Origin of the sequence: Archangium violaceum, from assembly GCF_016859125.1 — a bacterium.
Lineage (GTDB): Bacteria > Myxococcota > Myxococcia > Myxococcales > Myxococcaceae > Archangium > Archangium violaceum_A.
In genome coordinates this window covers 5,982,830-6,007,700 of record NZ_CP069338.1, presented here as the reverse complement: position 1 = coordinate 6,007,700, position 24,871 = coordinate 5,982,830, and the positions used below count along the sequence as shown (strand labels likewise).

The window sequence follows — 24,871 nt, the reverse complement described above, 5'->3', positions numbered from 1 at the left end:
GGCCACCGCGCCAGGACGGGCGGTGGCCTCCGTGTTTCATGGGCAATTGCCCGGCGCGGCTTACGGCCTGGCGGCCTTGGGGACCTTCTCCCAGTCGGCCAGGAACTTCTTGATGCCGATGTCGGTGAGCGGGTGGTTGGCCAGCTGGGCGATGACGCTGTAGGGCAGCGTGGCCACGTCCGCGCCCATGCGCGCCGCCTGCAGCACGTGCACCGGGTTGCGCACGCTCGCCACCAGCACCTGCGTGGTGAAGTCGTAGTTCTGGTAGATCTCGATGATGTGGGCGATGAGCTCCATGCCATCCTGGGAGATGTCGTCCAGACGGCCCACGAACGGCGAGATGTACGTGGCGCCCGCCTTGGCGGCCAGCAGCGCCTGGTTGGCGGAGAAGCACAGCGTCACGTTGGTGCGGATACCATCCGCGGTGAGTGCCTTGACGGCCTTGAGGCCCTCCACGCCCATGGGAATCTTCACCACCACGTTGTCGTGAATCTTCGCCAGCCCCTGGCCCTCCTTGATGAGCTCGGGAGCTTCCAGCGAGACGCACTCGGCGCTGACGGGGCCATCCACGATGGAGCAGATCTCCCGGATGGTCTCCTCCAGGCCGCGGCCCACCTTGGCCAGCAGCGACGGGTTGGTGGTCACGCCATCCAGCACGCCCATCGCATGGGCCTTGCGGATTTCCTCGACGTCAGCGGTGTCGATGAAGAACTTCATCTCGTACACTCTCCAGGTTCAGGTGGTAGCGCTAACAAGCCTGTCCTCAATGAAATCCACGCTCGCAGGGCATGCGCTCCAGTCTGCCCGCCAAGCGAGAAGGCGCGTAGCCGATGCCCCCGGGTGCGTCAAGCTGGCAGGCCCGCCCGGGCAGGGGGTACAAGGGCCCCCATGGCCCGAGTCCCCCGTAACACCGCCCGAAAGCCCCGCCTTCGCGCCATCCCAGGACAAGCCACTCCCGCTCCCGCGCCCTCCCTGGACGAGCGAGAGGCCACGCTCGCCTATGCGCGCAGCGTGCTCGAGGCCGAGGCCCAGGCCATCCTCGGGTTGACGGGACGGCTGGGGGACTCCTTCCTGCGGGCGCTGGAGCTGGTGCGCGACTCGAGCCAGACCGTGGTGACGGGCATGGGCAAGGCGGGCCTCATCGGCCAGAAGCTGTCCTCCACGCTGGCCTCCACCGGCATCCGCTCCGTCTTCCTGCACCCCGCCGAGGCCGTGCACGGGGACCTGGGCCGCGTGGGCCGGGGCGACGTCATCCTCGCGCTCTCCAACAGCGGCGCCAGCGAGGAGCTGGTGCGGCTGCTGCCCTCCTTCAAGCGGCTGGGCGCCCCCGTCATCGCCATCACCGGAGACGCGGAGAGCCCCCTGGCCCGAGGCTCGGACGTGGTGCTGGACATCGGCCGCATCGAGGAGGCCTGCCCCATGGGCATGGTGCCCACCGCCTCCACCGCGGCCCTGCACGCCATCGGTGACGCGCTCGCCATGGCCGTGCTGCGCGCCCGGCCCTTCGGCTCCGCCGAGTACGCCCTGCTCCACCCCGGCGGGAAGATTGGCCGCTCCGTCATGCGCGTCTTCGAGCTGATGCGCTCGGGCAACGCCAACCCCATCGTCCGCGACAGCGCGAAGCTCTCCGAGGCCGTGGTGGTGATGACCAACACCCCGGGCCGGCCCGGCGCCACCAACATCGTCGACCGTCAGGGGCGGCTCGTGGGCATCTTCACGGACGGAGACCTGCGCCGGCTCGTCGAGCAGGGGCGCACGGACTTCGACCTGCCCATCCGCGAGGTGATGGGCAAGCGGCCCCGGTGCGTGGGCCCCGAGGTGCTGGTGCTCGAGGCCACCAAGCTCATGCGCGAGTTCCGCGTGGACCAGCTGCCCGTGGTGGACGCCGAGGGCAGGTGCGTGGGCCTGCTCGACGTCCAGGACCTGCTCGCCGCGCGGTACTTCTGAGGGCCACGGCCCGGGAGGCGACCTCCCCATTTTTCCGGGCTTCCAGGGTGTCATAGGATGCCGCGCCATGCGCTTCCTGACCCCCTGTGTCCTCCTGCTGGCCGTGGCCTGCGCGCACTCGCCAGCTCCCTCCGCAACCCCCGCGAAGGCCGCGAAGGCCGCGAAGGCCGCGAAGGCCGCCGCCACGCTCCCCGCCATGGAGCCCCCGGCCACGCCGCCACCGGGCTGGCTCATGCTCTACCGAGCCGACACGCTGATGCGTCAGGGGAAGTACGCCGAGGTGCTCCCGCTCTACCAGCAGGCCTGGGCCGCGGGGAACCGGAAGGGGGACGCCGCCTACGCCGCCGCGTGCGTCGCGGCCCGCCAGGGACGGAAGGACGAGGCGATGACCTGGCTGGAGCGCTCCGTGGAGAACGGCTTCCGCGACGCGGAGTGGATGAAGCAGGACGAGGATCTCTCCTCCCTGCGTGAGCTGCCGGCCTTCATCGCGCTGCTGGCCAGGATTCCCTCGCGCCCCCCGCACGCGGAAGCGGGCGGCGGCGGCGGCGGCAACCCCGAGCTGCAGCGGCTGGTGGACGAGGACCAGGCGGATCGCCGTCCCCCGGCGGGCCCCATCACCCCCGACCACTGGAAGCAGATCGCCGAGAGGGATCAGCAGCGCCGCCAGCGCGTGAGCGAGCTGCTCGACGCGGGGGCCGCGAAGACGGGAGCGGACTTCTTCGCCGCCGCGCTCGTCTTCCAGCACGGGAACACGCTCGAGGACTACGCCCGGGCACGCGAGCTGGCCGCCGAGGCCGCCCGCCGGGGCCACCCGCGCGGCCTCTGGCTCACCGCCGCCGCGTGGGACCGGTGGCTGATGAAGGCTGGCCAGCCCCAACGCTTCGGCACCCAGTACCAGTTCGGCAAGGCCACGGGGAAGATGAGCCTCTACCCGGTGGACCCGTCGGTGACCGACGCCGAGCGTGAGCGCTGGGGCGTGCCGCCTCTCGCGGAGCTCCGTCCGGAGCTGTAGGCGCCTCGCGCCCGTTACTCGAGCACCTCGACACGATGCGGGCCATCGATGAAGGGGCCCGCGACAAGGTACAGCAGGTGCTCTCCTGGAAGCAGGACGTCTCCCGCCACCTTGCCCAGCTCCAGGGAGAAGCGCACGACGGCGGCCTCGCCTCCGGCACGAACGCTCGAGGCGGGGAGCGGGACCGTCGCGGTGATCATGGGCGGGCCTATCTCGTCCTTGCGCAGCAGCAGCACACCGACTGGGAGGAAAGCGGCCGGACGACCCTCGGCCGCCACACCGCCCACGACCATGCCCGGGGGAATCCGCATGCGCAGCGTCCCCTGGATGACCGCGCCGGTGCCCTTCCGGAACCGCTCGGGCACGGTCAGGGAGATACCGTCGGCCCGAGGGCCCGCCTCGCCAGGGACTGGTGAGACGGAACCCTCCAGCGCCCGCCAGTCCTCCAGCACGCGTCCGGACTCCTCCATCGACAGCGGCTCCGGCTCGCGAGGAGGCGCCGCGCCCTCGGTCAGGTCCACCGTCACGGTGTTGGAGACCCAGTCCCAGCTGATGAAGGTGAACGCGTAGCGGCCCGCCTGCCAGGGCAGCCCCGTCAGTCTTCGCGCATCGAGGATGCTCAGTCGAGCATGGACGGAGGGGTTGTCCTCGGAAGGCGGCTGACCCTGCATGGAGCGATCCAGGGAGTTCGGGTTGTAGCGCTTGCGCGGCCGGAAGGCCCACCCATGGAGCACACCGCCCCGCTCCAGATCGACGGCGACCAGGATCGCGTTGCGGCGCGGCTCAACCTCCCAGTCGCGCAGCCCGGTCGCCCGTCGCGCCTGGAGCAGCGGCAACACCTCCCGCGCGCTCACGTCGACCCGGTCAGGCGCCCGAAGCCGCAGACCCTGGAAGTCCACGTCGAGCAACTGGAGCTCGAGGGGGGCCAGCACGTCATCGTCCAGCGCGTACAGGTCATTCCCGGCCTTCGCGAGCAGGGCATCCACCCGGGCCGCGTTCCTGGTAGCGGGTGACTCGGGAGGCGTCGGGGCACGCACAGGCGCCGTGATGGGCGCGGCAGCGGCGGGCCCACTCGAAGCCGCGCTGCTCGCCCTCGCAGCGGGCTGGGAGGGGGTCGGCCCATTCATGGCTTCCTGCCCGGGCGATCGACACCCGGCGAGGAACACGAATACCGCGAGCGCCTCCCACCAATGCCCTCCCCTGCTCACGGCCTCGCCTCCACCGCGTACGGCCCGGCCACATGGACCTGGCGGGATTCGGTTTGTGAAGGGCGTCACTGTCTGGCGTGTAGCCCGTCAGAGCGGCTCGGCGTAGATGCCGCGCATGGTATCGAAATAGAGAATGTAGGTCGCGGTATCCCCCGGGACGAGGATAATGGGCGACGTGGGTCTTCCCGGGACCGAGACGGGCACCAGCCCACGGGGCTCCTTCCAACGCAGGAGCCGCCCCTCCTCGGGTTTGACGGCCACCAGCGCCTCACGGCGAACGAGCTTCCCGTCCTTTTCAACGAAGAGCAGCGCGCCCGCCTCGGGCTTCTCGGCGAGGGGGCCGAGCGGCATCGCGCCAGGCGTTCCCCGCGGGGCGCCATCCGCGTCCCAGCGAGCTTCCGTCCACGCGCAGGCCAGGCTTCCCTCCTTCTCCGTCACCGTGAGGGCACCGACGTATACGTGCTCGTCGGCATCGACGAAGACGCCGAACGCGGAGGGATCGACCAGCCGCCCGGCGTCGGCGACAACCACCGACCGCCATGTCCCGAGCGCCCCACCCGAGGTGTACTTCGCGACAAACAACTCGACACCGTGCTCGCGCTGCGCCGCGAACGCCACGTAACGCGGGCTGTGATGGGACGCGGGGCCGAGCGCCGCCGCGATGGCGTCGGGCCGGGCTGGCAGCGTCACCCGCCACGCGAGCTTCGGAATCGGGGGCTCGGCGGGCTCGGCCGCCATCGCGAAGCTCACGAGATGGAGCTCCTCGTTCGTCACCGCGAGCACCTCGGCGGGCCCTCCCGTCGCCTTCAACGGGGGCCGCACGAGCGCCCGCGGCTCCACGGGAAGCTCGATCGACGAGATGTCGCCCGTCGACGAGACGACCTTCACCGAACGCCCTTCGCGCCACACGATGAAGCGCATCAGCTCATCGAAGAACGGGCTGTTGCGCCAGGGGACGCCCACGTCGGTGGCGTTCGGGCCGAGGAGCTCGCGCTCGATGGGCTCCCCGATCTTCGGCTCCGTGATGTCCGGGCGAACCTCATGGAAGAGGAAGGAAAACAGCTCGTTCCCATCCTCTCCCCGCCGCAGGAAGGCCCCCTCCCCCTCCCCTTTCTTCTGGGGCCGGAGACCGACCCCCACGTGGATCGACGACGGCACGGCGGCACGGATCCGCACCACGGAGGCGGCGCTCTCCACCCAGCGCCCGCCGTGCTCGAAGCGCGAGACCAGCGAGTAGTCGCCCGGCTGGAGGATTCTCAATCCCGGCCCAAGGCCGACCACTCCCTCCCACGTCGTGCCCGCCGCGATCCGGAGCATCGCCGGAGGAGGCGGCGCTGGAGGCGCCTTCCCGAGAGTGGGCCGGTGCTCCAGTGCGAACCGCGTGAAGCTCTGCCCCCGCGGGAACTCGGGTCCCACGAGGACGTAGACCGGCTGCGAGCCCGCCGACGTGGGATCCGGAACCTCGACGTCAGCCCCCTGCGTGTTGACGATCCGCAGGCGCAGGCGCAGCTCTCCCGCGACGGGAAATTCGTCATTCGCGGGCTGGGCTTCGTACGTGATCATGGTCGTTGCTTTCGGTGTCTCGTGCTTCTGGTTCGTGCAGGCGTGCGCCGGCCCCGCGAACAGGGCGATGGCGAACACCATCGCGAGGTGACGCCTCATGGCTCAGGGCTTCCTGTTATCATCGTCGTCCTTCCGGAGCGCCGTCGCATCCCAGCCGCGCAGTCGGAGCTGGCACAACCCGCAGAAGACGTCGCGAGCGTTCGAGTACGACATGATGCACCGGTCGTCGTCGTCGTCGTGCCGGTCGTCCTGCGCGCCCGCCGGATTGATCGTGTTGCCGACGTGATGCTTCGAGTGCGGCAGGAAGACGTGGTGGCCGATCTCGTGCAGGAGCGTCCCGAAATCCGCCTGGAAGAACGCCAGCACGCAGCGGTTGCGGGTCCTGTCGTTGGCGCCCATGGCGACCCCTTGCAGGATCGCGATGCCGTCGGGGAGTGCCTCCCGGACCACGCTGTGTACATAGTCGAAGTGAACGACCGACACGCCATCGGGAGCGGCGCCGACCTTGCCTCCGGACAGCGGATGGAGGTCATTGACGAGGGCCTCGAAGGGCGCCGTGTTCGTGAGCAGATCGCTGTATTTGGCCCGCGTATCCACGCCGTTGGCCCTGAGCCAGTTCTGGGTCCTGCGCACGCGTGTCCTGAACGGCCCTGGCGCCAGGCCCGCCAGGTTCGCCGTACCGAGGATGAGGCACTGAGGGGCCGTCAGGTCTCCGGCAACCACGGCCGAGCCGCCATTCAATCTCTCGTGCATCAGCCACACGAAGTCCTCATAGCTGCGCAGATTGAAGGCCGATGCGTCCGCCGCGTGATCCGCGGCCGGGTCCACCGCGAGCCGCTCCGGATTCTTGTAGAGCACGTTCCCCGTGCCCACGAGCGCGGCATCGGCGACGGCATTGTAGTCGACGGCCGCCCCCGCGCCGGCCTGCCTGTGTTCGGCGAGCAGGTAGGTGTTATCCGCCCCGCGCTTGTCCTCGACCTCGACATACGCCTTGTGGAATCCCGCCCTCATGTTCGCGAGGTTCGCCCCGACGAAGTCCGCGACGGTCGCGTCCTTGCGCACATAGCGCGCGAGGTGGAGTTCCCGCCAGAGCTGGAGCGTCCCCGTCCTGGCGGTGATCGCGGCGTTGACCTTGAGCGGCTCGGTCTTCACGTCGAGCGCCCACGTGTCCTTCGCCGTCTTGTCGTACGCCAGGTAGACGGAGACGACATAATCGTCCCCCGCCATGCGCGAGGGTTGGAAGAGAACACCCGTCTGCCCGATGAGCTTGCCCTTACACCACCCCTGGCTATAGGCAGCCCATTTGCGCTGCTTGCACGGCTCGACCTTGAAGGGGAACACGCCGGCGTCCAGCGTCGCCTTCGCGTCGTACCCGTCCTGCTTCGGGAACATCGCCTTCGCTCCCGGCCCGCGCTTGCCACCGCGATCGACGTGGCAGTTGTCTCCCTTGGGGTACTCGTGGTCGTTCGCCGAGCGCGTCGCGTCGGTGCCATCCTTGTAGTAATCAATCGCCTTTCCGAGGAAGTCCCTGGGCTTGAGGGCCTGTCTGCCATTGACGTCCTCGTCCGGATCCTCCCAATCCCACAGGAACTTCACCTTCCCGAGCGCGACGGCTCCGGGCCCATCCTCCAGCTTCACCTCCGCGCCCTGCGAGTCGGCGAGGCGGATCTTCGCGAGGATCGGGATGTTCGGCCCGTCCCCCCACTGCGTCTGGTATTGGCCGAACGCCGTGTTGTCGTCCATCTCGGTATCGGTCATCTTGAAGAGGTTGCTCGGGAGGAACACCTTCCGGAGCGCGCCGCTGGGCTGCGGCAGTCCCCCATCATCCTCGATCTTCTGGCGCACGGCCTTGTCGAGCAGGTGCTTCGGGTCACCGACCGCCGCCGCCACCACGCACTCCTCGGGGCCGAGCTCGAGCTCGATCTTCTTCACGAGGATGTGGAAATACGTCCACGCGACCGCCGGCTCGTCCTTGCGCTGCTTGCTCTCGAGCACGAGCTTCAATTTGAACGGCGTGTGCTCGAGCGTGACGTAGCCATCGGGGAACGCGTCCTTCGACGTGTCGGGCGCGAAGGCCGTGAGATCGTGCTCGAACACCCCGCCGTTCTTCGTCCCCGCCTGCTCGGCGGTGGGCGCGACGATCCGCCCGTCCCACGTCACCTTGTGCTGGCCGCCCGCGAGCCAGTCGGCCCCGAGCTTCGCGAGCTCCAACTGCCAGAGCGGCTTGTCGTCGAAGCGCGTGTAGAGCTCGAGCCGCGCGGCGTCGACGATGGCACACTGATCGTCGATCTCATAGACGATGACCCCCTTCTCCTTCTCGGGGGCGAAGTTGAAGTCGTCCGAGCCCTTGTCCTTGGGCTCCTGCGCGCTGTCGAGCACGTGCGTCTTGCTCGACTTGCCGCCGAACTCGACCCCCAGCTCAAGGACGGAGAACTCCGGCACGCGCAGCCGGTTCACGTTGACGTGCTCATCGGCGGCCCGGGTGTTCGCGACGATTGCCTTTCGATCCATCGTGATCGCCCTCAGAGGGTGTCGTGGCGGGTCTTGATATCGTCCTTGATATCCACCGCGTTGCCGGAGCCGTCTTCGTCGTTCAGATAGAGCTTCTGGTACGCCCTCACCGAGCGCGTCTTCAGCTGCTCGTCGGCCGCGGGGAAGCCCAGGTTCTCGAGCCGGAGCGTTACCGCGTCCCCCTCATCGAGCACCTCGAGCCGCTTGACCTCGAGCGCCCATTTCACGAGCACCTCGGCGGCGACCGGCTTGTCCGTGTCCTTCCAGTCGTCGGCCTCGAGCGGAGGAGGATACGGCGGCTCCGGAGGCACCACGGCGGCGAGCACGGGGGCGATGGCCCTCGGCGGAGTCGTGAGCTTCACCTCCAGCTCCGCCCGGTTCGCCGAGTAGGGGAAGTCCTCGAGTTCGATCAGCCCGTCGCCCCCCGTCATCCCACTCTTCTGGAGGGGCGAAGTGACCTTCCACGCCACGTTCGCGAGCGCCTTGCCGTCCCTGCCCACGAGCACGATGCGCAGCCTGGCGCGCGGCTCGAGCTCCACGTCCACGGTCGTCTTCTGCCGGGTGACGACCGTCTGGCCCTTCTTCTCCTTGGGCGCCTCGTATTTCCTCGCCTGCTCCTCGGTGAGCGCGACCGTCAGCGTGTAGTTGCCGGGCTTGGACGCACCGAAATCAGCGAGACCGGTGGCCCCCACGCTCGTCGCGTTGCGCTCCGGCATCGCGCCTTTCGCGGTCACCGCGATGCCACCCACCGGCTCGTGGGTATCCGCGCGCGTGAGCTTCGCCGCGAGATCACCAGGGCCCTCGAGCTGGAACAGGCAGAACGTCTCGTCTCCCGCCCGAACGTTCTCCGTGCGCATGCCCGCGCCGCGCGGCACGTGCGTCGCGGCGAGCTGGCCGAGCTCGAGCTTGACCTCGCACCCACCCGGGTCGAGCCCTGCCCACTCCGCGAACCCATCCCGCGACGTCTCCTTCGCCGTGTTCCGCGCGGTGAGGGTCAGCCCCTTGATGCCCTCCTTGGTGGTGGCCTCGAGCACCCACGCGACGAGCTTGCCCTTCTGCTGCGGGCAATCCTGCTGCACGCCTCCGCGCTTCTTGCTGGGCATGAATCGTTCCCCCCTACGGCTTCTACTGCTTCTACTGCTTCGAGTCCGCCTCCAGGATTCCGTGAATCACGAGGAGCTTCCCGTGCCCCGACACGCCGCGTTGCTCCAGGAAGGAGCGTGCCCACGAGAGCGGGCCCTCGAGCTCGAAATCGGCGCCATGGGCGAGCATCAAATCGAGCAACGCATCGATGTCTTCCTCGAAGTCGATGTTGTACCGCGTCGCCTTGTCGAGGGCCGCCCGCACGAAGCGCACCACGCCCTCCTCCCCGTCACGCTCGTGGAAGTCGGGCCGATCCCTCTGAACGCGCTTCACCATGCGGCGCTCGAACGCGCGCTCCGCAGCGTCCGACAAGGTCTGCAGCTGCGCGTCGCGAATCACGAGCATGGCGGGGGCAAGCGTACCAAGCCGCCCCCATGGGAAGGAAGAGGCCGCCATTTACCCGCCGAAGACGTCGGCGAGGTAGCGCCCCTGAGTCTCCAGCTCGCGCACCCAGGCGGTGGCCTGCTCCGCGGTGCACCCGGTCCGCTCCTGGTGGATACGGGCCACGGTCTCTCGCACCGCGGGCGCCATGTAGCGGCCATCCCCGCAGACGTACAGGCGCGCGCCCGCGTCGAGCAACACCCCCACCCGCTCGCGCTCCTCCCACAGCCGGTGCTGCACGAACGTCACCCCGTCGCGCTCCTGCCGGAAGAAGGCCGGATACACCTCCACCACGCCCTGCCGCTGCCAGGCCTCCAGCTCCTCGCGGTAGAGGAAGTCCACGTCGGGGTGATCGCACCCGAAGAACAGCAGCGCCCGACCGAGCCGCGTTCCCCGCTCGGCCAGCCGCGCCCGCTCCTGGATGAACCCTCGGAAGGGCGCCAGCCCCGTGCCCGCGCCCACCATGATGACGGGCACGCTGGGGTCCTCGGGCGGCCGGAAGGGGGCGTGCGGCTCGCGCAGCACCGCGTGGATCCGCGTGCCCGGCTCCACTCGCGTGAGGTAGCTGGAGCACGCCCCCTGGAAGCGGCCTCGCCCCGACCAGGCGGGCGCATCCACGACCGCGACCGTGAGCGTGCAGCGATCCGGCGCCTCGAGCGGCGAGGACGAGATGGAGTAGCGGCGCGGCTTCATCGGCGGCATCAGCTCGAGGAACACCCCGAACGGGAGCTCGCACGCCTGGAACTCCTCGAGCAGGTCGATCACGCTGAGCCGCTTCTCGAGCACCTGCGTGCGGTACACCTCCGGCTCCGCGCCGCCCTCGCCCGCGAGCGCGAGCAGCCGCTTCTTCTCGGGAGGGCACGCGGTGTACTTCGCCAGGAGCTGGAGAGCCCTCCGCGTGGCGGGCGCCGACAGCTCGACGTAACGGCCCAGCAGCGCGCGCACCGTCACGGGCCTGTCGAACGGAAGCGTGCCCGGCTCCTCGCGCGTGCGCCGGATGAGCACCGTCTCGTCCGGGCTCAACTTGAAGCGCCGCGCCACCCGCTCCACCTGCTCGGGCGCGTTCTCCGGGAGCACCGCGAGGTGATCGCCCGTCCGGTACGACACCCCTTCCGGCAGCCGCACCTCGAGGTGGCGCTTCGAGCGGCCGAACGGAGACGTCATGTCCACGAGCTCGCGGTTGGCCACCACCTCCACCGGCACCACGCCGTGGGCGAGCTCCAGCGGATCCGCCGCCTGCTCGAGCCGCTCCACCTCGTAGCGCGGCGCCTGGTTCGCCTCCGCGGTCTCCACCCCGAAGGACTCACCGAGCCTGGGCCACACGCCCTGGTACCAGCCGTCGAAGTCGCCAAAGAAGTCGGCGCGCGCGTCCGCCTCGCCCCGAGCGAGCAGCCGCTGCGCACCGGCGGCGGCCAGACGCTCATCCACGTGCCTGGGCACGGCCTGGAAGGTCGCGGCCCAGTCCCGGTTGCCACAGCCGAACACGGCGTAGCGAACCCCGGAGAGCGCTCCGGGCTGGAGCTCCTCCAACCACCGGCAGAACGCCCGCGCGTTGTCCGGAGGGTTGCCGTTGTACGAGGCGGTCACGATGACGACCGCCCCCTCGTGAGGCAGACGCCCCGCGTAGGCGTCCATGGTCCCGAGCGTGGGCACGTACCCCTGCACCACCGCGTCGCTCGCGATGCGCTGGGCGAAGGCCTCCGACGAGCCCGAGTTCGAGCCGTACAGCACGAGCAGCGGCGTGCCGTGTTGTGCCACGGGGCCGGACGTCCACTTCGGCTTCTGGGGAGCCACCGCCGCGGCGGCCGGCCTCAGCTCCACCACCGGGCGATCCGCATCGCCACGCGCACGCACGCGCATCCGGAAACCCTCCGGCTTGAGCGTCAGCGTCTCCTTGATGTGGAGCTGGTACCGGGTGTGGTCGATGAGCTGGAAGCGCTGCAGGAGCATGCCGAGCACCAGCAATGCCTCCTGCATGGCGAACGGGCGGCCGATGCACGCGCGCTGCCCGTTGCCGAAGGGCTTCCACGCATTGGGCGGACGCGCCGCGACGGCCTCGGGGCTGAAGCGCTCCGGATCGAAGCGCTCCGGCTCCGTCCACACCTCCGGATCGCGATGCAGCATCGGCGTGAGGACCATGATCGGCTCGCCCTTGCGCACCGGCCACGCACCGCCCAGCACCGTGTCCTCGCGCGCGTACAGGCCGAAGGCGGGCGCCGTGGGCCACAGGCGCAGAGACTCGCGCAGCACCTGGTCCAGATACGTGAGCTTGCTCAGCACCTCGACCGTGGGGCGCTTCGAGAGGTCCCTGCCGAGCACCCGGTCCACCTCCGCGGTGGCGCGCGCGAGCACGTCCGGGTGCTGGAGGAGCTGGTAGAGCGTGAAGGACAGCAACCCGCTCGTCGTCTCGTGCCCGGCGATGAGGAAGGTCACCACCTGGTTGCGGATGTTCTGGTCGTCCAGTTGCTGGCCGCTCACCGGATCCACGCCCTGGAGCATGAGGCTGAGGAGATCCTTGCGCGTGGCGGCATCCCCGTTGTGGCGCCGCTCGCGGATGACCTCGTCGACCACCTGGTGCATGTACGCGATGTCGCGCTGGTACTGCTGCTGCGTCATCAGCATCAGCCGCGTCTTGAGGGGCAGGCGCCGCGCGCGCTCACCCGCCTCGGCGAGGCTGCGCACCATGGCGTCCACGAAGGGATGCATCTCCCGCTGGTAGAAGCTGTTGAAGCGGTACCCGAAGCCGCAGAGCGCGATGGTGTCGAGCGTCAACCGCGTCATGTTGTCGGTGACGTCGAGGTCCGCGTCGGGCCCGAGCCGCTCCCACTTCGTGAGCATCTGCTCGGCGATGTCGAGCATGAAGTCGAAGTAGCCGCGCATCGCCTGGGGACCGAAGGCCGGCATCAGGATGCGGTGCGCGCGCTCCCAGTTGGGCTCGTTCGTATACGCGGTGAAGAGCCCGTCGCCGGCGAAGTCGCGGATGTTCTTCAGCGCGCCCCCCACGGACTTGTCGAAGCGGCGCTCGTCACACACCTCGTCCACCAGCGCGTGCGAGCTGAGGACGAGGATGGACCTGCCCGGAAACGTCAGCCGGAAGATGGGCCCGTACTCCCGGCTCAGCTGCATCAGCGACTGGATGGGTGTCTCCGACTCCACGTCGGGGATGTTGCCCACCAACGGACGGGTACGAGGCTGCGGAATGGGCGCGGAGGCAGAGACGGCGCGCATGGGGAATCTCCTGTCCCAAGGGACTTATAGCTCAATAAGCCTTATTGAGTAATAAGCACCTTCACGCGCCGCGTCAACCGCACGTGGCGTGTCAGTCCCGTTTCCGGCGGGGAGTGGGGGCCTTCTGCGAGGACTCGTCTGGAAGAGAGGACTCCTGAGGAGCGAGGAGCCCGCGCAGCACCAGGTCCACCACGAAGTCCGCGTAGCGCGCGATGACGCGCTCGTCCCTCGTGTCCAGCTCGAAGGAGCGCTGGGCGGCCCTGGGCTCGGCGAAGGGCTGGGTGATGGCCCCGATGAGGGCGAAGTAGGCGAACTTCGCGTCGATGGGACGGAGGGTCCCATCCTCCGTCGCGGCGGAGAGCTCGTTGAGGAGGAAGGCCATCGGGCCCTTGCGCCATTTCTCGAAGATGAGATCGAAGGCCTCGCCCCCGGCGCTGCTCTCCGTGCGCACGAGCCGGGAGAACTCCGGACGGCGGCCACTGAAGAGCACGGCGGTGCGCAGCAGGTGCGCCAGCCGGGTCCTCCGGTCCAACCCCTCCACTTCCCTCAGGGTCTCCTGGATGAGCGTGTGGAGCTCCTTGAAGAGCTCCTCGATGACGGCGTCCCAGAGGCCCTGCTTCGAGCCGAAGTGGTGGTGCACCAGGGGCTGGGTGACACCCGCCAGCCGGGCGATGCCCGCGGTCGTTGCTCCCGCGTAGCCGCGGTCAGCGAATTCCTTCGTGGCAGCGGCCAGGATCTCCGCGCGGCCACTGCCCAAGACGTGACGAGTACTCACGACCCCATGGTGAGGGCTCGCGAGCCCCCTGGCCAGTCCTCAAAGCACTCGGGCCTTCTATTGGCTCAGCTTGGCTTGGAGGGAGGCCCGGGAAGCGTAGTCCGGCGCGGAGGCGGCCAGCTTCGTCCACAGCGCCTTGGCGCCCTTGAGGTCGCCCTTGGCCTTCAGCGTCTCGCCGAGCTGATCCACCGCCGCCGGATCCGTCCCCACCGCCACGCCCCACACCCTGTCCGCCGTCGGCTTGCCCAGACCAATCAACGTCCACGCCAGGCCCGCCTTCACCCGGCCGTCCGGCCGCAGCGGCATCACCTGCCGGTACGCCGCCAGCGCCTCGTCGAAGCGACCCGTCGCCAGCATCGCCTCACCCTGCTCCACCGTCTGCGTGAGCTGGGCCTCCAGCTCCGGCGTGTGCTCGACGTTCTGCATCGCCTGCATCGTCTCTTGCGAGAGCGTGGGCGCCGCCGTGTCACCTCCGCCCGCCATCGGCCCGCCCTGGCCACCCGCCATGGGGCCCCGCGCCATCATCGGACCGCCCGTCGACAGGTTCAGCTTCGAGGCCCGGATGCGCCGGTCCTCGGCGCGAGAGGCCCGCCACTTCTCCATGCCGCCCGCCTTCACCGCCTCGTCCGCCATGCGGCCCAGCTTGCGCGCCAGCGGAGCCCGCGTGGAGTCCGGGTGCGCCGCCAGGAAGGCCTCGAAGCCCTCGCGCGCGGACTGCAGCGCCTTCAGGTCCTCGCCCCGCGTCTCGTACAGCACCGCCGAGCGCCCGAAGAGCGCGTCCGCGTACGTGGGCGCCACCTCCAGCACCCGCTCGTACACCTTCAGCGAGCCCGCCGCGTCCCCGGAGAGGAAGAGCGCGTTGGCGTGAATCGACTCCACCTCCAGCACCGGCTCCAACGCCGCGCGCGCACAGGCCGCCGCGCCCGCGGTGTCGCCCTTCTTCGCGCGCTCCGCAGCCGTCGCCGCCATCTGCTCCACCGGCATCTGCGCCGTGAAGCCGCAGTTGGCCGCCTCGGGGCTCTGCACCGCGGCCCTGCCCAGCTTCTTGCGCTGCGCCAGGAACAGCTCGCGCGTCGCCTTCGCCCGCTCCTCCGCCTGGAGGAAATAGGGGATGGCATCCGCCGGCCGGCCGTTCGTGTAGTAGAGCTTGCCGAGCGACGAGGCGATCTCGAACGTCTTCTCCCGCTCGCGCAGGCCCTGCATCCCGTCCAGCTGCTCGAGCAGCTCCTCGGCGGTGGGCGGCGCCCGGCCCGTCATCGGCGGGTGGCCCTCCGGCATCGCTCCCGCGGACGCCGGGGCCGTCGAGCCAGAACCGAAGGACGGGTGGCCCTCGGGCAACGCTCCCGTGCTGGGAGAGGAAGCGGCCGGGGCCCTGGCCTCCGCGCCGATGGGCGGGTGACCGGAGGGCAGGGAAGAGGGCTCGGCGGCGAGCAGGGCCGCGGTGGCCAGGGCGAGGGAGAGGGTCATCACTCAGTTACCGGGAGAAGGGTTTCGGGCCACTGGGTGGCCACGCACCGGCGTACGTCCTGCGGCGAGAGCTGGGTGAGCAACTCGGACACCGTCATGCGAAGCACCGGGTGCTCCATGTCGGGAGCGAGCTCGGAGAGGGGCTCCAGGGCGAAGCGCCGCTTGTGCAGCTCCAGGTGGGGCACCTGGAGGTTGGGGTCCGCCACCACCTCACCCTCCCAGAGGAGGATGTCCAGGTCGATGGGGCGCGGTCCCCAACGCGGACCGGCCGGGTAGCGGCCCATGTCGCGCTCGATCTGCTTGAGGATGCAGAGCAGCCGCTGGGGTGGCAACGAACACTCCAGCTCGACCACGGCGTTGAGGTAGTGCGGCTGGGGCGGACCCACGGGCGCGCTTTCGAAGAGCGACGAGCAGCGCAGGACCGCCACTGCATCGATGCGGGACATCGCCTCCAGGGCGGAGACGAGTTGGGCTTCGCGGTCTCCCTCATTGGAGCCCAGCCCTACGTAGACGGTGGCGCTCAAGGCTCCATCTCAACAGGATTGGACAGCGTCCCGATTCCCTCCAGCTCCACTTCCACCGTGTCCCCGGCCACCAGCCGGCCCACGCCCGAGGGCGTCCCCGTGCTCACCAGGTCGCCCGGCAGCAGGGTCATGATGTGGGAGATGAAGGACACCAGCCGGGCAGGCCCGAAGATCATGTCGGAGGTGCGGCTATCCTGTCGCACCTGCCCATTCACCCGGCAGAGGATGCGCAGGTCCGCCGGGGACAGGCCGGTGACGATCCACGGCCCGGTACAGGCGAAGGTGTCGTAGCTCTTGGCGCGGGTGTGCTGCACCTCGCGGCGCTGGATGTCGCGGGCCGTCACGTCGTTGATGCAGGTGAGGCCCCAGATGGCGCGAGCGGCGGTGGCCTCGTCCACGTTCTTCAGCCGCTCGCCGATGACGAGCCCCAGCTCCGCCTCGTAGTGCACCTCCTGGCTCGCCTTGGGAATCTGGATGGGCGAGCGGTGCGCGTTGAGCGCGGTGGAGGGCTTCAGGAAGATGAGGGGCTCGGGAGGAACGGGCTTGCCCATCTCCTCGGCGTGCTTGCGGTAGTTCTGCCCGATGCACACCACCTTGGAGGCCTCCGCGGGCACGAGCAGCGACACGCCGCTCAGCGCCACGCGCCGGCCCGTCTCCGTCCCGCCCGCCCACGGCGCCCCGGAGAGCACCACCACCTCGTCACCTTCGATGCGGCCGTACTGCGCACGCCCCTCGTCCTGGAAACGGCAATAACGCGTCGTCATGACGTCCTCTGGAAGCCAAGCACGTCGGCCATGTCGTAGAGCCCCGGTGAGCGGCCCGTCACCCAGCGCGCGGCTCGCAGCGCCCCGAGTCCGAACTGGTCCCGGTTGGTGGCACGGTGGGTGAGCTCGATGCGCTCGCCCTCGCCGAAGTAATACACGGTGTGCTCGCCCACGACGTCACCACCGCGCAGCGTCTGCACGCCGATCTCCTGCTTCGGGCGCGCGCCAATCTGGCCCTGCCGGGCGAAGGTCAGATCCTCCTGCCCGCGCCCCAGCGCCGAGGCGAGCACCTCGGCCAGCTTCAGCGCCGTGCCCGAGGGCGCGTCCTTCTTCATGCGGTGGTGGGCCTCGAGCACCTCCACGTCGTAGCCCTCGCCCAGCACGCGCGCGAGCTCGGCGGCCATGCGGATGACCACGTTCACGCCCACGGAGGTGTTGGGGGCGAGCACCACGGGAATGGACTTCGCGCTGGCGGCCACCTCGGCGCGGGACTCGGGGGTGAAGCCCGTGGAGCCGATGACCATGGCCACGCCGCGCTCGGCGCACTGGCGCGCGTGGGCCACGCTGGCCTCCGCGCTGGTGAAGTCGATGAGCACCTGGGCTCGCGCCGAATCGAGCACCCGGCCCAGGTCGTCGCCCACGGAGACACCGAGCGTCCCCAGACGCGAGGCCTGGCCCGCGTCCTGACCCACGGCGGCGGAGCCCTGGCGCGCGGTGGCGCCAACGAGCTCCAGGTCCTTGGCGTCGCGGACGAGACGCAGCAGGGTGCCGCCCATGCGGCCGGTGACTCCGGTGATGACGGTGCGGATCATGGTGTCCTCGGTACCCTCACCCCGACCCTCTCCCGGTGGGAGAGGGAGTTGTGGTGTTACCCCCTCTCCCACCGGGAGAGGGCGGGGGTGAGGGTCTGGCGCTTCCCGGGTTCAGCCCTGGAGGAGTCCCAGCTTGCGCAGCTCGGCCTCGAGCTTCTTCGCGTTGGGCTCGGTCATCGGAACCAGCGGCAGGCGAACCTCCGGTCCGAACAGTCCCAGCTTGTGCAGGGCCCACTTCACCGGAATGGGGCTGGACTCGATGAAGAGCAGCCGGTGCAGCTCGTTCATCCGCACCTGGAGCTCCCGGGCCTTCTCCAGCTGCCCCGCGCGCGCGGCGGCCACCAGGTCCGCCATCATGCGCGGCGCCACGTTGGAGGACACGGAGATGACGCCCTTGCCCCCGCAGGCGATGAAGGGCAGCACGGTGAAGTCATCACCGGACAGCAGCGTCAGCCGCTCGCCGCACTTCTCCACCAGGTCCACCGCGCGAGCCATGCTCCCGGTGGCTTCCTTGATGGCCACCACCTCGGGGATGTCGCACATCCGCTGCGCCGTCTCCGGCAGCAGGTCCACGCCGGTGCGGCCCGGCACGTTGTAGGCGATGATGGGGAAGCCCGGGTGCGCCTTGGCCACCGCCCGGAAGTGCTCCACCAGGCCCGCCTGCGTGGGCTTGTTGTAGAAGGGCGTGACGATGAGCGAGCCATCCGCCCCGGCCTCGCGCACGCGCTTCACGCCCTCGATGGTCTCCGCGGTGCTGTTGGAGCCAGCCCCGCCCACCACGGGAACCCGCCCCGCCGCCTCCTCCACGCACACGCGGACGGCGCGGAAGCGCTCGTCGGGGGACATGGTCACCGCCTCACCCGTCGTGCCCATGGGGATGAGCACGCTCGTCCCTCCGGCGATCTGCTGCCGGATGAGCGCACGGTAGGCTGCTTCGTCGAACGCCCCGTCCCGGAAGGGAGTGGCGAGCGCGGTCATCGAGCCTTCGAAGGTCCTCATGCAGCGGCTTATATGTTCAGGGCCGCTCGCCGCGCCAGAGATCCTCGACGCTCTCCCGTTCACGCACCACCCGCCAGGCGGCCCCATCCACCAGCACCTCGGCCGGCCGGGGCCGCGAGTTGTAGGTGGACGCCATGCTCATGCCGTAGGCCCCGGCGGTCATCAGCGCGTACAGCTCCCCCTGCTTGGGGAGCACCACCTTGCGCTGGCGGGCCAGCACGTCGGTGGACTCGCACACCGGCCCCACCACATCCACCTCCACCTCCTGACCGCGCCGTTGGACGACCGGCTGCAACCCATGGTGGGCGTCATAGAGGGCGGGGCGCATCAGGTCGTTCATGCCCGCGTCCACGACCACGAACTGCCGGGCGGGCGTCTTCTTGCGGAAGAGCACGCGGGTGACGAGCACCCCGGCATTGCCCACGACCAGCCGGCCCGGCTCGAAGATGATGGTGGCGCCGGTGTCGCCCACGACGGACAGCGTGGTGCGCGCGTACTCGGCGGGAGTGGGGGGCGTCTCCTCGGTATAGGTGATGCCCAGACCGCCGCCGACGTCCAGGTACTGGAGCGCGTGGCCCTGGGCCTTCAGCTCCTTGTAGAGCCCGGCCACCTTGCCGAGCGCGGCCTTGAAGGGCGCGGTGCGGGTGATCTGCGAGCCGATGTGACAGTCCAACCCCACGGCCTGGAGGCCCTTCATCCGCCTGGCGCGGGCGTAGAGGGCCACGGTCTCCTCGAAGGGAACGCCGAACTTGGACGTCTTCAGACCGGTGGAGATGTGTCGGTGGGTGCGCGCGTCCACGTTGGGGTTCACGCGCACGGCGAAGGGAGCGCGCCTGCCCTGGGCCCGGCCCACGGCGTCGAGCAGGTCCAGTTCCTCGGGGCTCTCCACGTTGAAGAAGAGGATGCCGGCGGAGAGGGCCTGGGCCATCTCGTCGGCCGTCTTCCCCACGCCGGCGAACACCGTCTTGCCCGGCTCGCCGCCAGCGGCCTTCACGCGGGCGAGCTCACCGCCGGAGACGATGTCGAAGCCACTGCCCTCCTCGGCCAGCAGCCGCAGCACCGCCAGGGTGGAGTTGGCCTTCACCGCGTAGCACACCAGGTGCGGGTGCGAGCCGAAGGCCTCCGTCACCACCCGGAAGTGCCGGCGGAGCGTGGCGGTGGAGTAGACGTAGACAGGGGTGCCCACCGCCTCGGCGATGGCCGGCAGGGGCACCTCCTCGGCGTGCAGGACACGCTTGCGGTAGGCGAAGTGATTCACGGAGTTCCAGCGTCGGAAGGAGGAGCCGAGGGAGACAGCGGGCCGCGCGACACATCGGTCGGCGGAGGAGTCTCCCCGGCGGCGGGACGAGTCGACTCGGGCGGACGGGGCGGGCCCTTGATGCCACAGGCCGCCCCCCCCAGCGCGAGTCCGAGCAGCACGACGAGCGCGCGCGGCCGGAGCATGACGTCTTCCTAGAAGCGGATGCCCAGCGTGCCGCGGATGGCGTGGGCCGTGGCCAGCTCGCGCTGGTTGGCCTCCTGCAACTCCTGCAGGCCATTGAGCGGGAAGAGCACGGACCAGTCCACGCGCGCCACGAAGCCATCCTCCGTCTCGTAGCGGGCGCCCACGTTCGTCTCGAAGCCCAGGGGCCGGTCGGTGCTGGAGGGCGTGGACTCGGCGTAGATGGCCTGCGAGTAGATGACGCTGCCGAAGAGGTCGAAGCCCTGGGTCAGCGTGTAGCGGATGGTGGGCTTGGCGTAGAAGGCGTCGGTGACGGCGCCGACGAGCTCACGCCAGAGGATGTTGTCCACGCGGTAGGCGCGGTTGAAGCGGAAGTTGCGGATGTAGCTGTCGCGGCAGCCGCCCAGGCCGCAGTTGTACTGCGGGCCATCGAAGTCACCCGGCTGGGTGAAGAAGCCCGCGCGCTGCGGACGGTTCCGGCCCGGGAAGGCCCCGAAGCCCGGCGCCCGGTCACCCGAGGCGAAGCCCAGCTCCATCTGGAGGTTGAGCTGCCCGTTGAGCAGCCGGTACTCGCCCACCGCCGCGCCGCCGAAGGACACGATGTCCAGCCGCTGGTTCTGGTTGACGTCCGTCGCCTCGGCCAGCGTCTGCGCCCGGTTGTCGATGGAGCCGATCTGCGCGGCCAGCTCGAACTCCAGGCGGAACTTCTTCTCCTCGTAGCGCAGCCACACGTCCGGAATGTAGAGCTCGGAGCCGCGCGGCACGAAGCCCAGCATCGGCCCCACCGTCCCGTCCGGGTTGTACGTGGGAGGACTGCTGTAGAGGCCCGAGGCCGCGTAGCGCTGGGTGCGCCAGCTGAAGTGCACGCCGTAGTTGAGCACGCCCTGGTTGTTGTCCAGCTTCGCCTTCACCTGCTGCGGGGTGTCGCGGCGCGCGATGGCCAGCACCACGCTGAAGGTGTCATCCGCGTTGGTGACGTCCACCGGCTGGCTCTGCGGACCATTGGGGTAGGCGTACTGGCCCTCGGTGTTGAACTCCAGCATGGGCGTCACGTAGAAGCCGTTGAAGGGCTCCGTGACGAACATGACACGGTCCACCACGTCGCCGAAGTCACACTCCAGGCAGTTGCCGTCGTTGCGCAACAGACCCATGCCCCAGTGCGCCGTCATGCGGCCGAAGCGCAGCAGACCCACCGGCGTGGACACCTCGCCGTAGGCCTCGCGCACCATGATGGAGTCCTTGAGCGCGTTGAGGGCCGACTTGGGCGGCACCTGCGAGTCGTTGAAGATGTCGAAGAGGTAGAAGCCGTCGCCGGGGAAGCTCTGCGAGGGCGTGGAGCCCAGCAGCACGTTGTCCAGCACGTCGATCTGCGTCTTCACCCTCACCTCTTCCGAGATGTTGAAGGTGGGCTCCAGCCGCAGCCGCATGTCGGCGCCCGACTGGGTCGACTCCGTGGCGCGCGGCGACGGGAAGAGCCGGCGATCCTGAACCTTGCCCAGGTCGAACTGGTAATAGAGGTTGGGCCGCAGACGGTAGTAACCGTCCAGGGTGAAGAGCTCCAGCTTGCGCTTCTCCTCCACCCACTCCTCCTGCCAGTCGGTGGCGAGGCTCTGGGTGGCGAGCTGCGCGCGGATCTCCTCACGCATCTCCTGCTTGGCGGCCTCCACGCGCTTCTCCACCTCCTGGCGGATGCGCTCCTCGGTGGAGTCGGCGGTCTCCGGGGTTGCGGGAGCAGCGGTCTCCGGGGTTGCGGGAGCAGCGGTCTCCGGGGTGGGAGCCGGAGTCCCGGTCTGAGGCTCCGGCGTCTGGGCGGCGGCCGTGGCGGAGGCGACGAGCAGGGCCGCCAGCAGGACGTTGGACGACATAGGGAATTCTTCTCCGGTGCCGCGCGAGTGCGGCGGGTGCAAAGGGCGGGCGAGTCAAGCGGAGTGCGCCGGGGGTGTCAACGACGGCGAGCACCCCGCTTCCCACGTCCGTCCGGGGGTTTACGGCCAGGGTTCTTCGGTTGGCATTGGGGGCAGCAATGGGTGGTGCGGCCTCCTTGGGTGAAGGATTCCACCGTCGCTCCGCATCGGGCACAGGGCGTCCCGGCGCGACCGTAGATGAGGAAACGGTTCTCCGCGCCGTCCTCCAGGTACGCGGGCTCCTCGCCCTGCTGCTCCTCGAGGCCGAAGGTGATGGAGGCGTGGATGGCGTCGGCCAGCCGCCGCCACTCGTCGGGGGTGAGGGTCGCGGGCTTGCGCGCGGGGTGGAGGCCGGCCCGGTAGAGCGCCTCGGCGGCATGGATGTTGCCCAGCCCCGTCACGCGCCCCTGATCCATCAGCGCCACCTTGAGCTCCTGGCGGGAGTCTCCCACGGCCTCCTGGAGTTGTTCGGCGGTGAGACCATCGGCGAGCGGATCCCTCCCCAGCACCTTCACGGCCTCCAGCGCGTGCAGCCGCGAGGCGGCACAGGGCTCCATCCGGCCGAAGAGGCGCGAGTCGGCGAAGTGGATGACGTCCCCGGAGTCCAGGTGGAAGCGGGCCCGGCTGTAGGGCACCACGGCCCCCTCGGGCCGACGGACGAAGCGGCCCGTCATGCCCAGGTGGGCCAGCAGACCCCGGCCGCCCTCGAAGGTGAAGAGGAGGTACTTGCCGCGTCGCTCCAACGACACCAGGCGGCCCTGGAGCGAGGCGAAGTCCTCCCTGCGGGCGCCGCGGAAGACGCGGGAGTCATCGGCCTCGGCGCGCACGACGCGGCGACCGTCCAGCCAATGGACGAGGTTGCGCCGGGCGATTTCGACTTCGGGAAGCTCGGGCATGGCGGCGTGCGGAATTACACCCTTCGCGAGCGCGGCGCATGTCCAACGTGTTACCGCGCTTACATCTGCGCGAAACGGCCTCCCGGAAGGCGGCTTCGGTCCGTAGAAGGGTCCCTTCCCACCCTCATCTTCCTCGCACTCGGAGGCCCCACATGGCCGACATGCCGCAGAAGAAGTACACGCCGATGCAGTTCACCCACCTCAAGGGTCTCAAGGGCATCAGCGACGCGGTGCTCGAGTCGCACTTCAAGCTGTACGAGGGCTACGTCAACCGCACCAACAAGCTGACCGAGCTGCTCTCGGGGATGCAGACCAAGGGAGAGGCCGCGGGTGCCAACCCGGCCTATGCCGAGATGACCCGCCGAATGGGCTTCGAGTACAACGGCATGGTCCTGCACGAGTACTACTTCGGCAACATGAAGCCGGGCGGCGCGACCACGCCGGGCGGCAAGCTGAAGCAGGCCATGGAGCAGAGCTTCGGCTCCTACGAGAACTGGCTGGCGGACTTCAAGGCCGTGGGAACGGCGCCGGGCATCGGCTGGGCCATCACCTTCCAGGATCCGCGCACCGGCTGGCTGTCCAACCACTGGGTGACGCTGCACGAGAACGGCAACATCGCCGGCTACACGCCCATCATCGTCATGGACGCGTGGGAGCACGCCTTCGTGCCGGACTACAAGCCGTTCGAGCGCGCCAGGTACGTGGACGCCTACTTCCAGAACATCGACTTCGAGGCCTGCGAGAGCCGTCTGAAGAAGTAGTCCCTCGGAAGCCGTTGTCCCCGGCGGCGGGTGGGCTCCACGAGGGCCCATCCGCCGTCGCCTTTTTGGGCGGTTACTCCATCTTCATTGCGCTCCCCCCAACTGGCCTCACCAGTCCGGTCCCCTTGTGGTTGACCCCTGGTAGGAGCCGGTTTGAGAAATAGGTCCACCCCCGCCCGACTCTGCCGGAACAGCCCCGAGGGAGAAGAATCATGCTCTCGACATTGCTGGTCGTACTGCTGACGCAGGTGCCGTGTACACCCGGCGAGATGTCAGTGGTGTGCAACTGCAAGCAAGGCATGGTGAATGCCTGCGTCACACTCGCGGGGGATGATCCGCTCAAGGCGGCAGAGGTGTTGGACGAGGTGGTGGGGATGCTCGGGGCGCTGGAGCAGACCTCGCAGATGGCGCGGGAGGGAGACAAGAACAAGAAGAAGCAACTCCAGGCGACGGCGGAGGCCTTGTCCCACTCGCTGGGGTCCTCCGAGCCACCCCACTGCAAAGGCCAGGAGCACCATCCCATCTCCCGGCGCATTGCCAGGGAGTTGGAGAACCACGCCACGCTCAATGGACTCTTCAAGCCTCGGGACCCACGCTTCGTGGCTCGGGCCAAGGACGAGCAGGCGCACTGCGGCTATCAGGAGTGGCACCGCAAGGTGGATGATGAAGTCATCGAATGGCTCACCCAGAACGGCAAGGCCACATACAAGGAGTTCATGAACAAGTTGCGCGAGATCTACAGCCGCCCTGAGATGAGAGAGAGGTTCCCCAATGGGTTTTGAAGCCTCTGCATCCCCGCGCTTCTTTGTCCTGACAAAGGGCGCCCTCGGGTCTCGTTACGATACCGATGTTGAAACAGTCGACCCCGTCAACCGCGCGGATGCGCCTCGCTGCCCACAGTGCGGCGACATCATCGGGATGCGGACCTGGCTTCCTCCCTACCGGGTCAAGCTGGAGCTGCACGGGGAGGAACTCGGGGACTTCATCAGAGGCCCTGGGTACGCACAGCTCATCTCCGAGCCATTCACGGAGGCTTTCCGTGCAGAGGGGCTCACAGGGTTGGAGGGCTTCCACCCCGTCGAGGTCCTCCGGGTACGCGCCAGGAAGAAGAAAGCTGGCAAGCCCATCACCGTGCCTCGCTACTACGTCGTCTCGCCCTGTTTTGGCCGAGCGGCGGTGGACCTGGTGCTCAACCGCGTGCGCTTCTCCAAGCCCCACAGCTGTTCGGAATGCCGCTCGACGGGCATTGAGGCCATCAACGGCTTCATCCTGGAACCGGGCACCTGGGGGGGAGAGGACATCTTCCGCCCCCGTGGCATGCAGGGCGTCATCGTCGTCTCCGAGCGTTTCAAGGACTTCATCAATCGGCACGGGTTGACGAACATGGTGCTCACGCCCACCGAGCAGTATGTATGGGACCCGTCCAACCTGGGGCCCGCCCCCCTACCGATAGCCTGAGCGCCAAGCGCGGCGCCGAAGTGCTCCAGCCGCTGGCCCTCGCCGGACTCGAGCTGGGCGATGAGCACCATGCCGAT

22 protein-coding genes are annotated in these 24,871 nt (G+C 69.2%); 5 read left to right on the top strand and 17 right to left on the bottom strand.

The window, feature by feature from the left end:
- Positions 1–60: 60 nt before the first annotated feature.
- Positions 61–717: a fructose-6-phosphate aldolase gene (fsa, locus tag JQX13_RS25755; protein ID WP_203411551.1), complete on the bottom strand. Its 657-nt coding sequence runs from the start codon at positions 715–717 to the stop codon at positions 61–63.
- On the opposite strand from fsa, the gene JQX13_RS25750 reads away from it, so the two are divergent.
- Together JQX13_RS25750 and JQX13_RS25745 are read left to right on the top strand one after the other, a co-directional pair.
- Complete coding sequence (locus tag JQX13_RS25750; RefSeq protein ID WP_430384195.1) at positions 667–1,947, top strand: KpsF/GutQ family sugar-phosphate isomerase; 1,281 nt, start codon at positions 667–669, stop codon at positions 1,945–1,947. The genes fsa and JQX13_RS25750 overlap by 51 nt on opposite strands.
- Positions 1,948–2,014: 67 nt before the next feature.
- A complete protein-coding gene (locus tag JQX13_RS25745) occupies positions 2,015–2,959 on the top strand; it encodes a TPR end-of-group domain-containing protein (RefSeq protein ID WP_203411549.1) in 945 nt (314 codons plus the stop codon).
- A gap of 14 nt (positions 2,960–2,973) precedes the next feature.
- On the opposite strand, the gene JQX13_RS25740 is transcribed toward JQX13_RS25745, so the two are convergent.
- From JQX13_RS25740 to mutM, 16 genes are all read right to left on the bottom strand, one after another.
- Positions 2,974–3,945 carry a hypothetical protein gene (locus JQX13_RS25740; RefSeq protein WP_203411548.1) on the bottom strand — a complete coding sequence of 324 codons (972 nt, stop codon included), beginning with the start codon at positions 3,943–3,945 and terminating at the stop codon, positions 2,974–2,976.
- Between the two features lie 309 nt (positions 3,946–4,254).
- On the bottom strand, positions 4,255–5,829 hold the full coding sequence (locus tag JQX13_RS25735) for a hypothetical protein (RefSeq protein ID WP_203411547.1): 1,575 nt from the start codon (positions 5,827–5,829) through the stop codon (positions 4,255–4,257).
- Positions 5,830–5,832: 3 nt separating this feature from the next.
- A complete protein-coding gene (locus tag JQX13_RS25730; RefSeq protein WP_203411546.1) occupies positions 5,833–8,241 on the bottom strand; it encodes a hypothetical protein in 2,409 nt (802 codons plus the stop codon).
- Positions 8,242–8,252: 11 nt separating this feature from the next.
- On the bottom strand, positions 8,253–9,344 hold the full coding sequence (locus JQX13_RS25725; protein WP_203411545.1) for a carboxypeptidase-like regulatory domain-containing protein: 1,092 nt from the start codon (positions 9,342–9,344) through the stop codon (positions 8,253–8,255).
- Positions 9,345–9,375: 31 nt separating this feature from the next.
- A complete protein-coding gene (locus tag JQX13_RS25720; RefSeq protein ID WP_203411544.1) occupies positions 9,376–9,729 on the bottom strand; it encodes a hypothetical protein in 354 nt (117 codons plus the stop codon).
- A gap of 51 nt (positions 9,730–9,780) precedes the next feature.
- Positions 9,781–12,993: a bifunctional cytochrome P450/NADPH--P450 reductase gene (locus tag JQX13_RS25715; RefSeq protein WP_203411543.1), complete on the bottom strand. Its 3,213-nt coding sequence runs from the start codon at positions 12,991–12,993 to the stop codon at positions 9,781–9,783.
- Between the two features lie 91 nt (positions 12,994–13,084).
- A complete protein-coding gene (locus JQX13_RS25710) occupies positions 13,085–13,768 on the bottom strand; it encodes a TetR family transcriptional regulator (RefSeq protein WP_203411542.1) in 684 nt (227 codons plus the stop codon).
- Between the two features lie 57 nt (positions 13,769–13,825).
- On the bottom strand, positions 13,826–15,235 hold the full coding sequence (locus tag JQX13_RS25705) for a hypothetical protein (protein ID WP_203411541.1): 1,410 nt from the start codon (positions 15,233–15,235) through the stop codon (positions 13,826–13,828).
- Positions 15,235–15,759 carry a 2-amino-4-hydroxy-6-hydroxymethyldihydropteridine diphosphokinase gene (gene folK, locus JQX13_RS25700; RefSeq protein ID WP_203411540.1) on the bottom strand — a complete coding sequence of 175 codons (525 nt, stop codon included), beginning with the start codon at positions 15,757–15,759 and terminating at the stop codon, positions 15,235–15,237. The genes JQX13_RS25705 and folK overlap by 1 nt, the downstream gene beginning before the upstream one ends.
- Entirely contained in the window at positions 15,756–16,523 is a 768-nt protein-coding gene (locus tag JQX13_RS25695) for a fumarylacetoacetate hydrolase family protein (RefSeq protein ID WP_203411539.1), read from the bottom strand. Before JQX13_RS25695 ends, folK begins: the two co-directional genes overlap by 4 nt.
- Positions 16,520–17,335 (bottom strand): 4-hydroxy-tetrahydrodipicolinate reductase, encoded by an 816-nt coding sequence (gene dapB / locus JQX13_RS25690; protein WP_203411538.1) that lies wholly within the window; start codon positions 17,333–17,335, stop codon positions 16,520–16,522. Before dapB ends, JQX13_RS25695 begins: the two co-directional genes overlap by 4 nt.
- A 111-nt stretch (positions 17,336–17,446) precedes the next feature.
- Positions 17,447–18,334 (bottom strand): 4-hydroxy-tetrahydrodipicolinate synthase, encoded by an 888-nt coding sequence (dapA, locus tag JQX13_RS25685; RefSeq protein ID WP_203411537.1) that lies wholly within the window; start codon positions 18,332–18,334, stop codon positions 17,447–17,449.
- Positions 18,335–18,350: 16 nt separating this feature from the next.
- Positions 18,351–19,592: a diaminopimelate decarboxylase gene (gene lysA / locus JQX13_RS25680; RefSeq protein ID WP_203411536.1), complete on the bottom strand. Its 1,242-nt coding sequence runs from the start codon at positions 19,590–19,592 to the stop codon at positions 18,351–18,353.
- On the bottom strand, positions 19,589–19,777 hold the full coding sequence (locus JQX13_RS25675) for a hypothetical protein (protein WP_203411535.1): 189 nt from the start codon (positions 19,775–19,777) through the stop codon (positions 19,589–19,591). Before JQX13_RS25675 ends, lysA begins: the two co-directional genes overlap by 4 nt.
- Before the next feature lie 9 nt (positions 19,778–19,786).
- Positions 19,787–21,640 carry a TIGR04551 family protein gene (locus JQX13_RS25670; RefSeq protein ID WP_203411534.1) on the bottom strand — a complete coding sequence of 618 codons (1,854 nt, stop codon included), beginning with the start codon at positions 21,638–21,640 and terminating at the stop codon, positions 19,787–19,789.
- 77 nt (positions 21,641–21,717) lie between these two features.
- Positions 21,718–22,575 carry a bifunctional DNA-formamidopyrimidine glycosylase/DNA-(apurinic or apyrimidinic site) lyase gene (gene mutM / locus JQX13_RS25665; RefSeq protein ID WP_203411533.1) on the bottom strand — a complete coding sequence of 286 codons (858 nt, stop codon included), beginning with the start codon at positions 22,573–22,575 and terminating at the stop codon, positions 21,718–21,720.
- Positions 22,576–22,727: 152 nt separating this feature from the next.
- Here mutM and JQX13_RS25660 point away from each other — a divergent pair, with 152 nt between their 5' ends.
- From JQX13_RS25660 to JQX13_RS25650, 3 genes are all read left to right on the top strand, one after another.
- Positions 22,728–23,336, top strand: coding sequence for a superoxide dismutase (locus JQX13_RS25660; RefSeq protein WP_203411532.1), 609 nt, complete (start codon positions 22,728–22,730; stop codon positions 23,334–23,336).
- A gap of 212 nt (positions 23,337–23,548) precedes the next feature.
- On the top strand, positions 23,549–24,118 hold the full coding sequence (locus JQX13_RS25655; protein WP_203411531.1) for a Wall-associated protein precursor: 570 nt from the start codon (positions 23,549–23,551) through the stop codon (positions 24,116–24,118).
- Between the two features lie 136 nt (positions 24,119–24,254).
- Positions 24,255–24,794, top strand: coding sequence for a hypothetical protein (locus JQX13_RS25650; protein WP_239015173.1), 540 nt, complete (start codon positions 24,255–24,257; stop codon positions 24,792–24,794).
- Positions 24,795–24,871 lie beyond the last annotated feature (77 nt).

Bases quoted from the DNA above. Each gene is read 5' to 3' on its own strand.
- JQX13_RS25750 (WP_430384195.1), top strand. From the start codon at position 667: ATGGGCCTTGCGGATTTCCTCGACGTCAGCGGTGTCGATGAAGAACTT.
- fsa (WP_203411551.1), bottom strand. From the start codon at position 717: ATGAAGTTCTTCATCGACACCGCTGACGTCGAGGAAATCCGCAAGGCC.
- JQX13_RS25745 (WP_203411549.1), top strand. From the start codon at position 2,015: ATGCGCTTCCTGACCCCCTGTGTCCTCCTGCTGGCCGTGGCCTGCGCG.
- JQX13_RS25735 (WP_203411547.1), bottom strand. From the start codon at position 5,829: ATGAGGCGTCACCTCGCGATGGTGTTCGCCATCGCCCTGTTCGCGGGG.
- JQX13_RS25730 (WP_203411546.1), bottom strand. From the start codon at position 8,241: ATGGATCGAAAGGCAATCGTCGCGAACACCCGGGCCGCCGATGAGCAC.
- JQX13_RS25725 (WP_203411545.1), bottom strand. From the start codon at position 9,344: ATGCCCAGCAAGAAGCGCGGAGGCGTGCAGCAGGATTGCCCGCAGCAG.
- JQX13_RS25720 (WP_203411544.1), bottom strand. From the start codon at position 9,729: ATGCTCGTGATTCGCGACGCGCAGCTGCAGACCTTGTCGGACGCTGCG.
- JQX13_RS25715 (WP_203411543.1), bottom strand. From the start codon at position 12,993: ATGCGCGCCGTCTCTGCCTCCGCGCCCATTCCGCAGCCTCGTACCCGT.
- JQX13_RS25705 (WP_203411541.1), bottom strand. From the start codon at position 15,235: ATGACCCTCTCCCTCGCCCTGGCCACCGCGGCCCTGCTCGCCGCCGAG.
- JQX13_RS25695 (WP_203411539.1), bottom strand. From the start codon at position 16,523: ATGACGACGCGTTATTGCCGTTTCCAGGACGAGGGGCGTGCGCAGTAC.
- dapB (WP_203411538.1), bottom strand. From the start codon at position 17,335: ATGATCCGCACCGTCATCACCGGAGTCACCGGCCGCATGGGCGGCACC.
- dapA (WP_203411537.1), bottom strand. From the start codon at position 18,334: ATGAGGACCTTCGAAGGCTCGATGACCGCGCTCGCCACTCCCTTCCGG.
- JQX13_RS25675 (WP_203411535.1), bottom strand. From the start codon at position 19,777: ATGCTCCGGCCGCGCGCGCTCGTCGTGCTGCTCGGACTCGCGCTGGGG.
- JQX13_RS25670 (WP_203411534.1), bottom strand. From the start codon at position 21,640: ATGTCGTCCAACGTCCTGCTGGCGGCCCTGCTCGTCGCCTCCGCCACG.
- mutM (WP_203411533.1), bottom strand. From the start codon at position 22,575: ATGCCCGAGCTTCCCGAAGTCGAAATCGCCCGGCGCAACCTCGTCCAT.
- JQX13_RS25660 (WP_203411532.1), top strand. From the start codon at position 22,728: ATGGCCGACATGCCGCAGAAGAAGTACACGCCGATGCAGTTCACCCAC.
- JQX13_RS25655 (WP_203411531.1), top strand. From the start codon at position 23,549: ATGCTCTCGACATTGCTGGTCGTACTGCTGACGCAGGTGCCGTGTACA.
- JQX13_RS25650 (WP_239015173.1), top strand. From the start codon at position 24,255: ATGCGGACCTGGCTTCCTCCCTACCGGGTCAAGCTGGAGCTGCACGGG.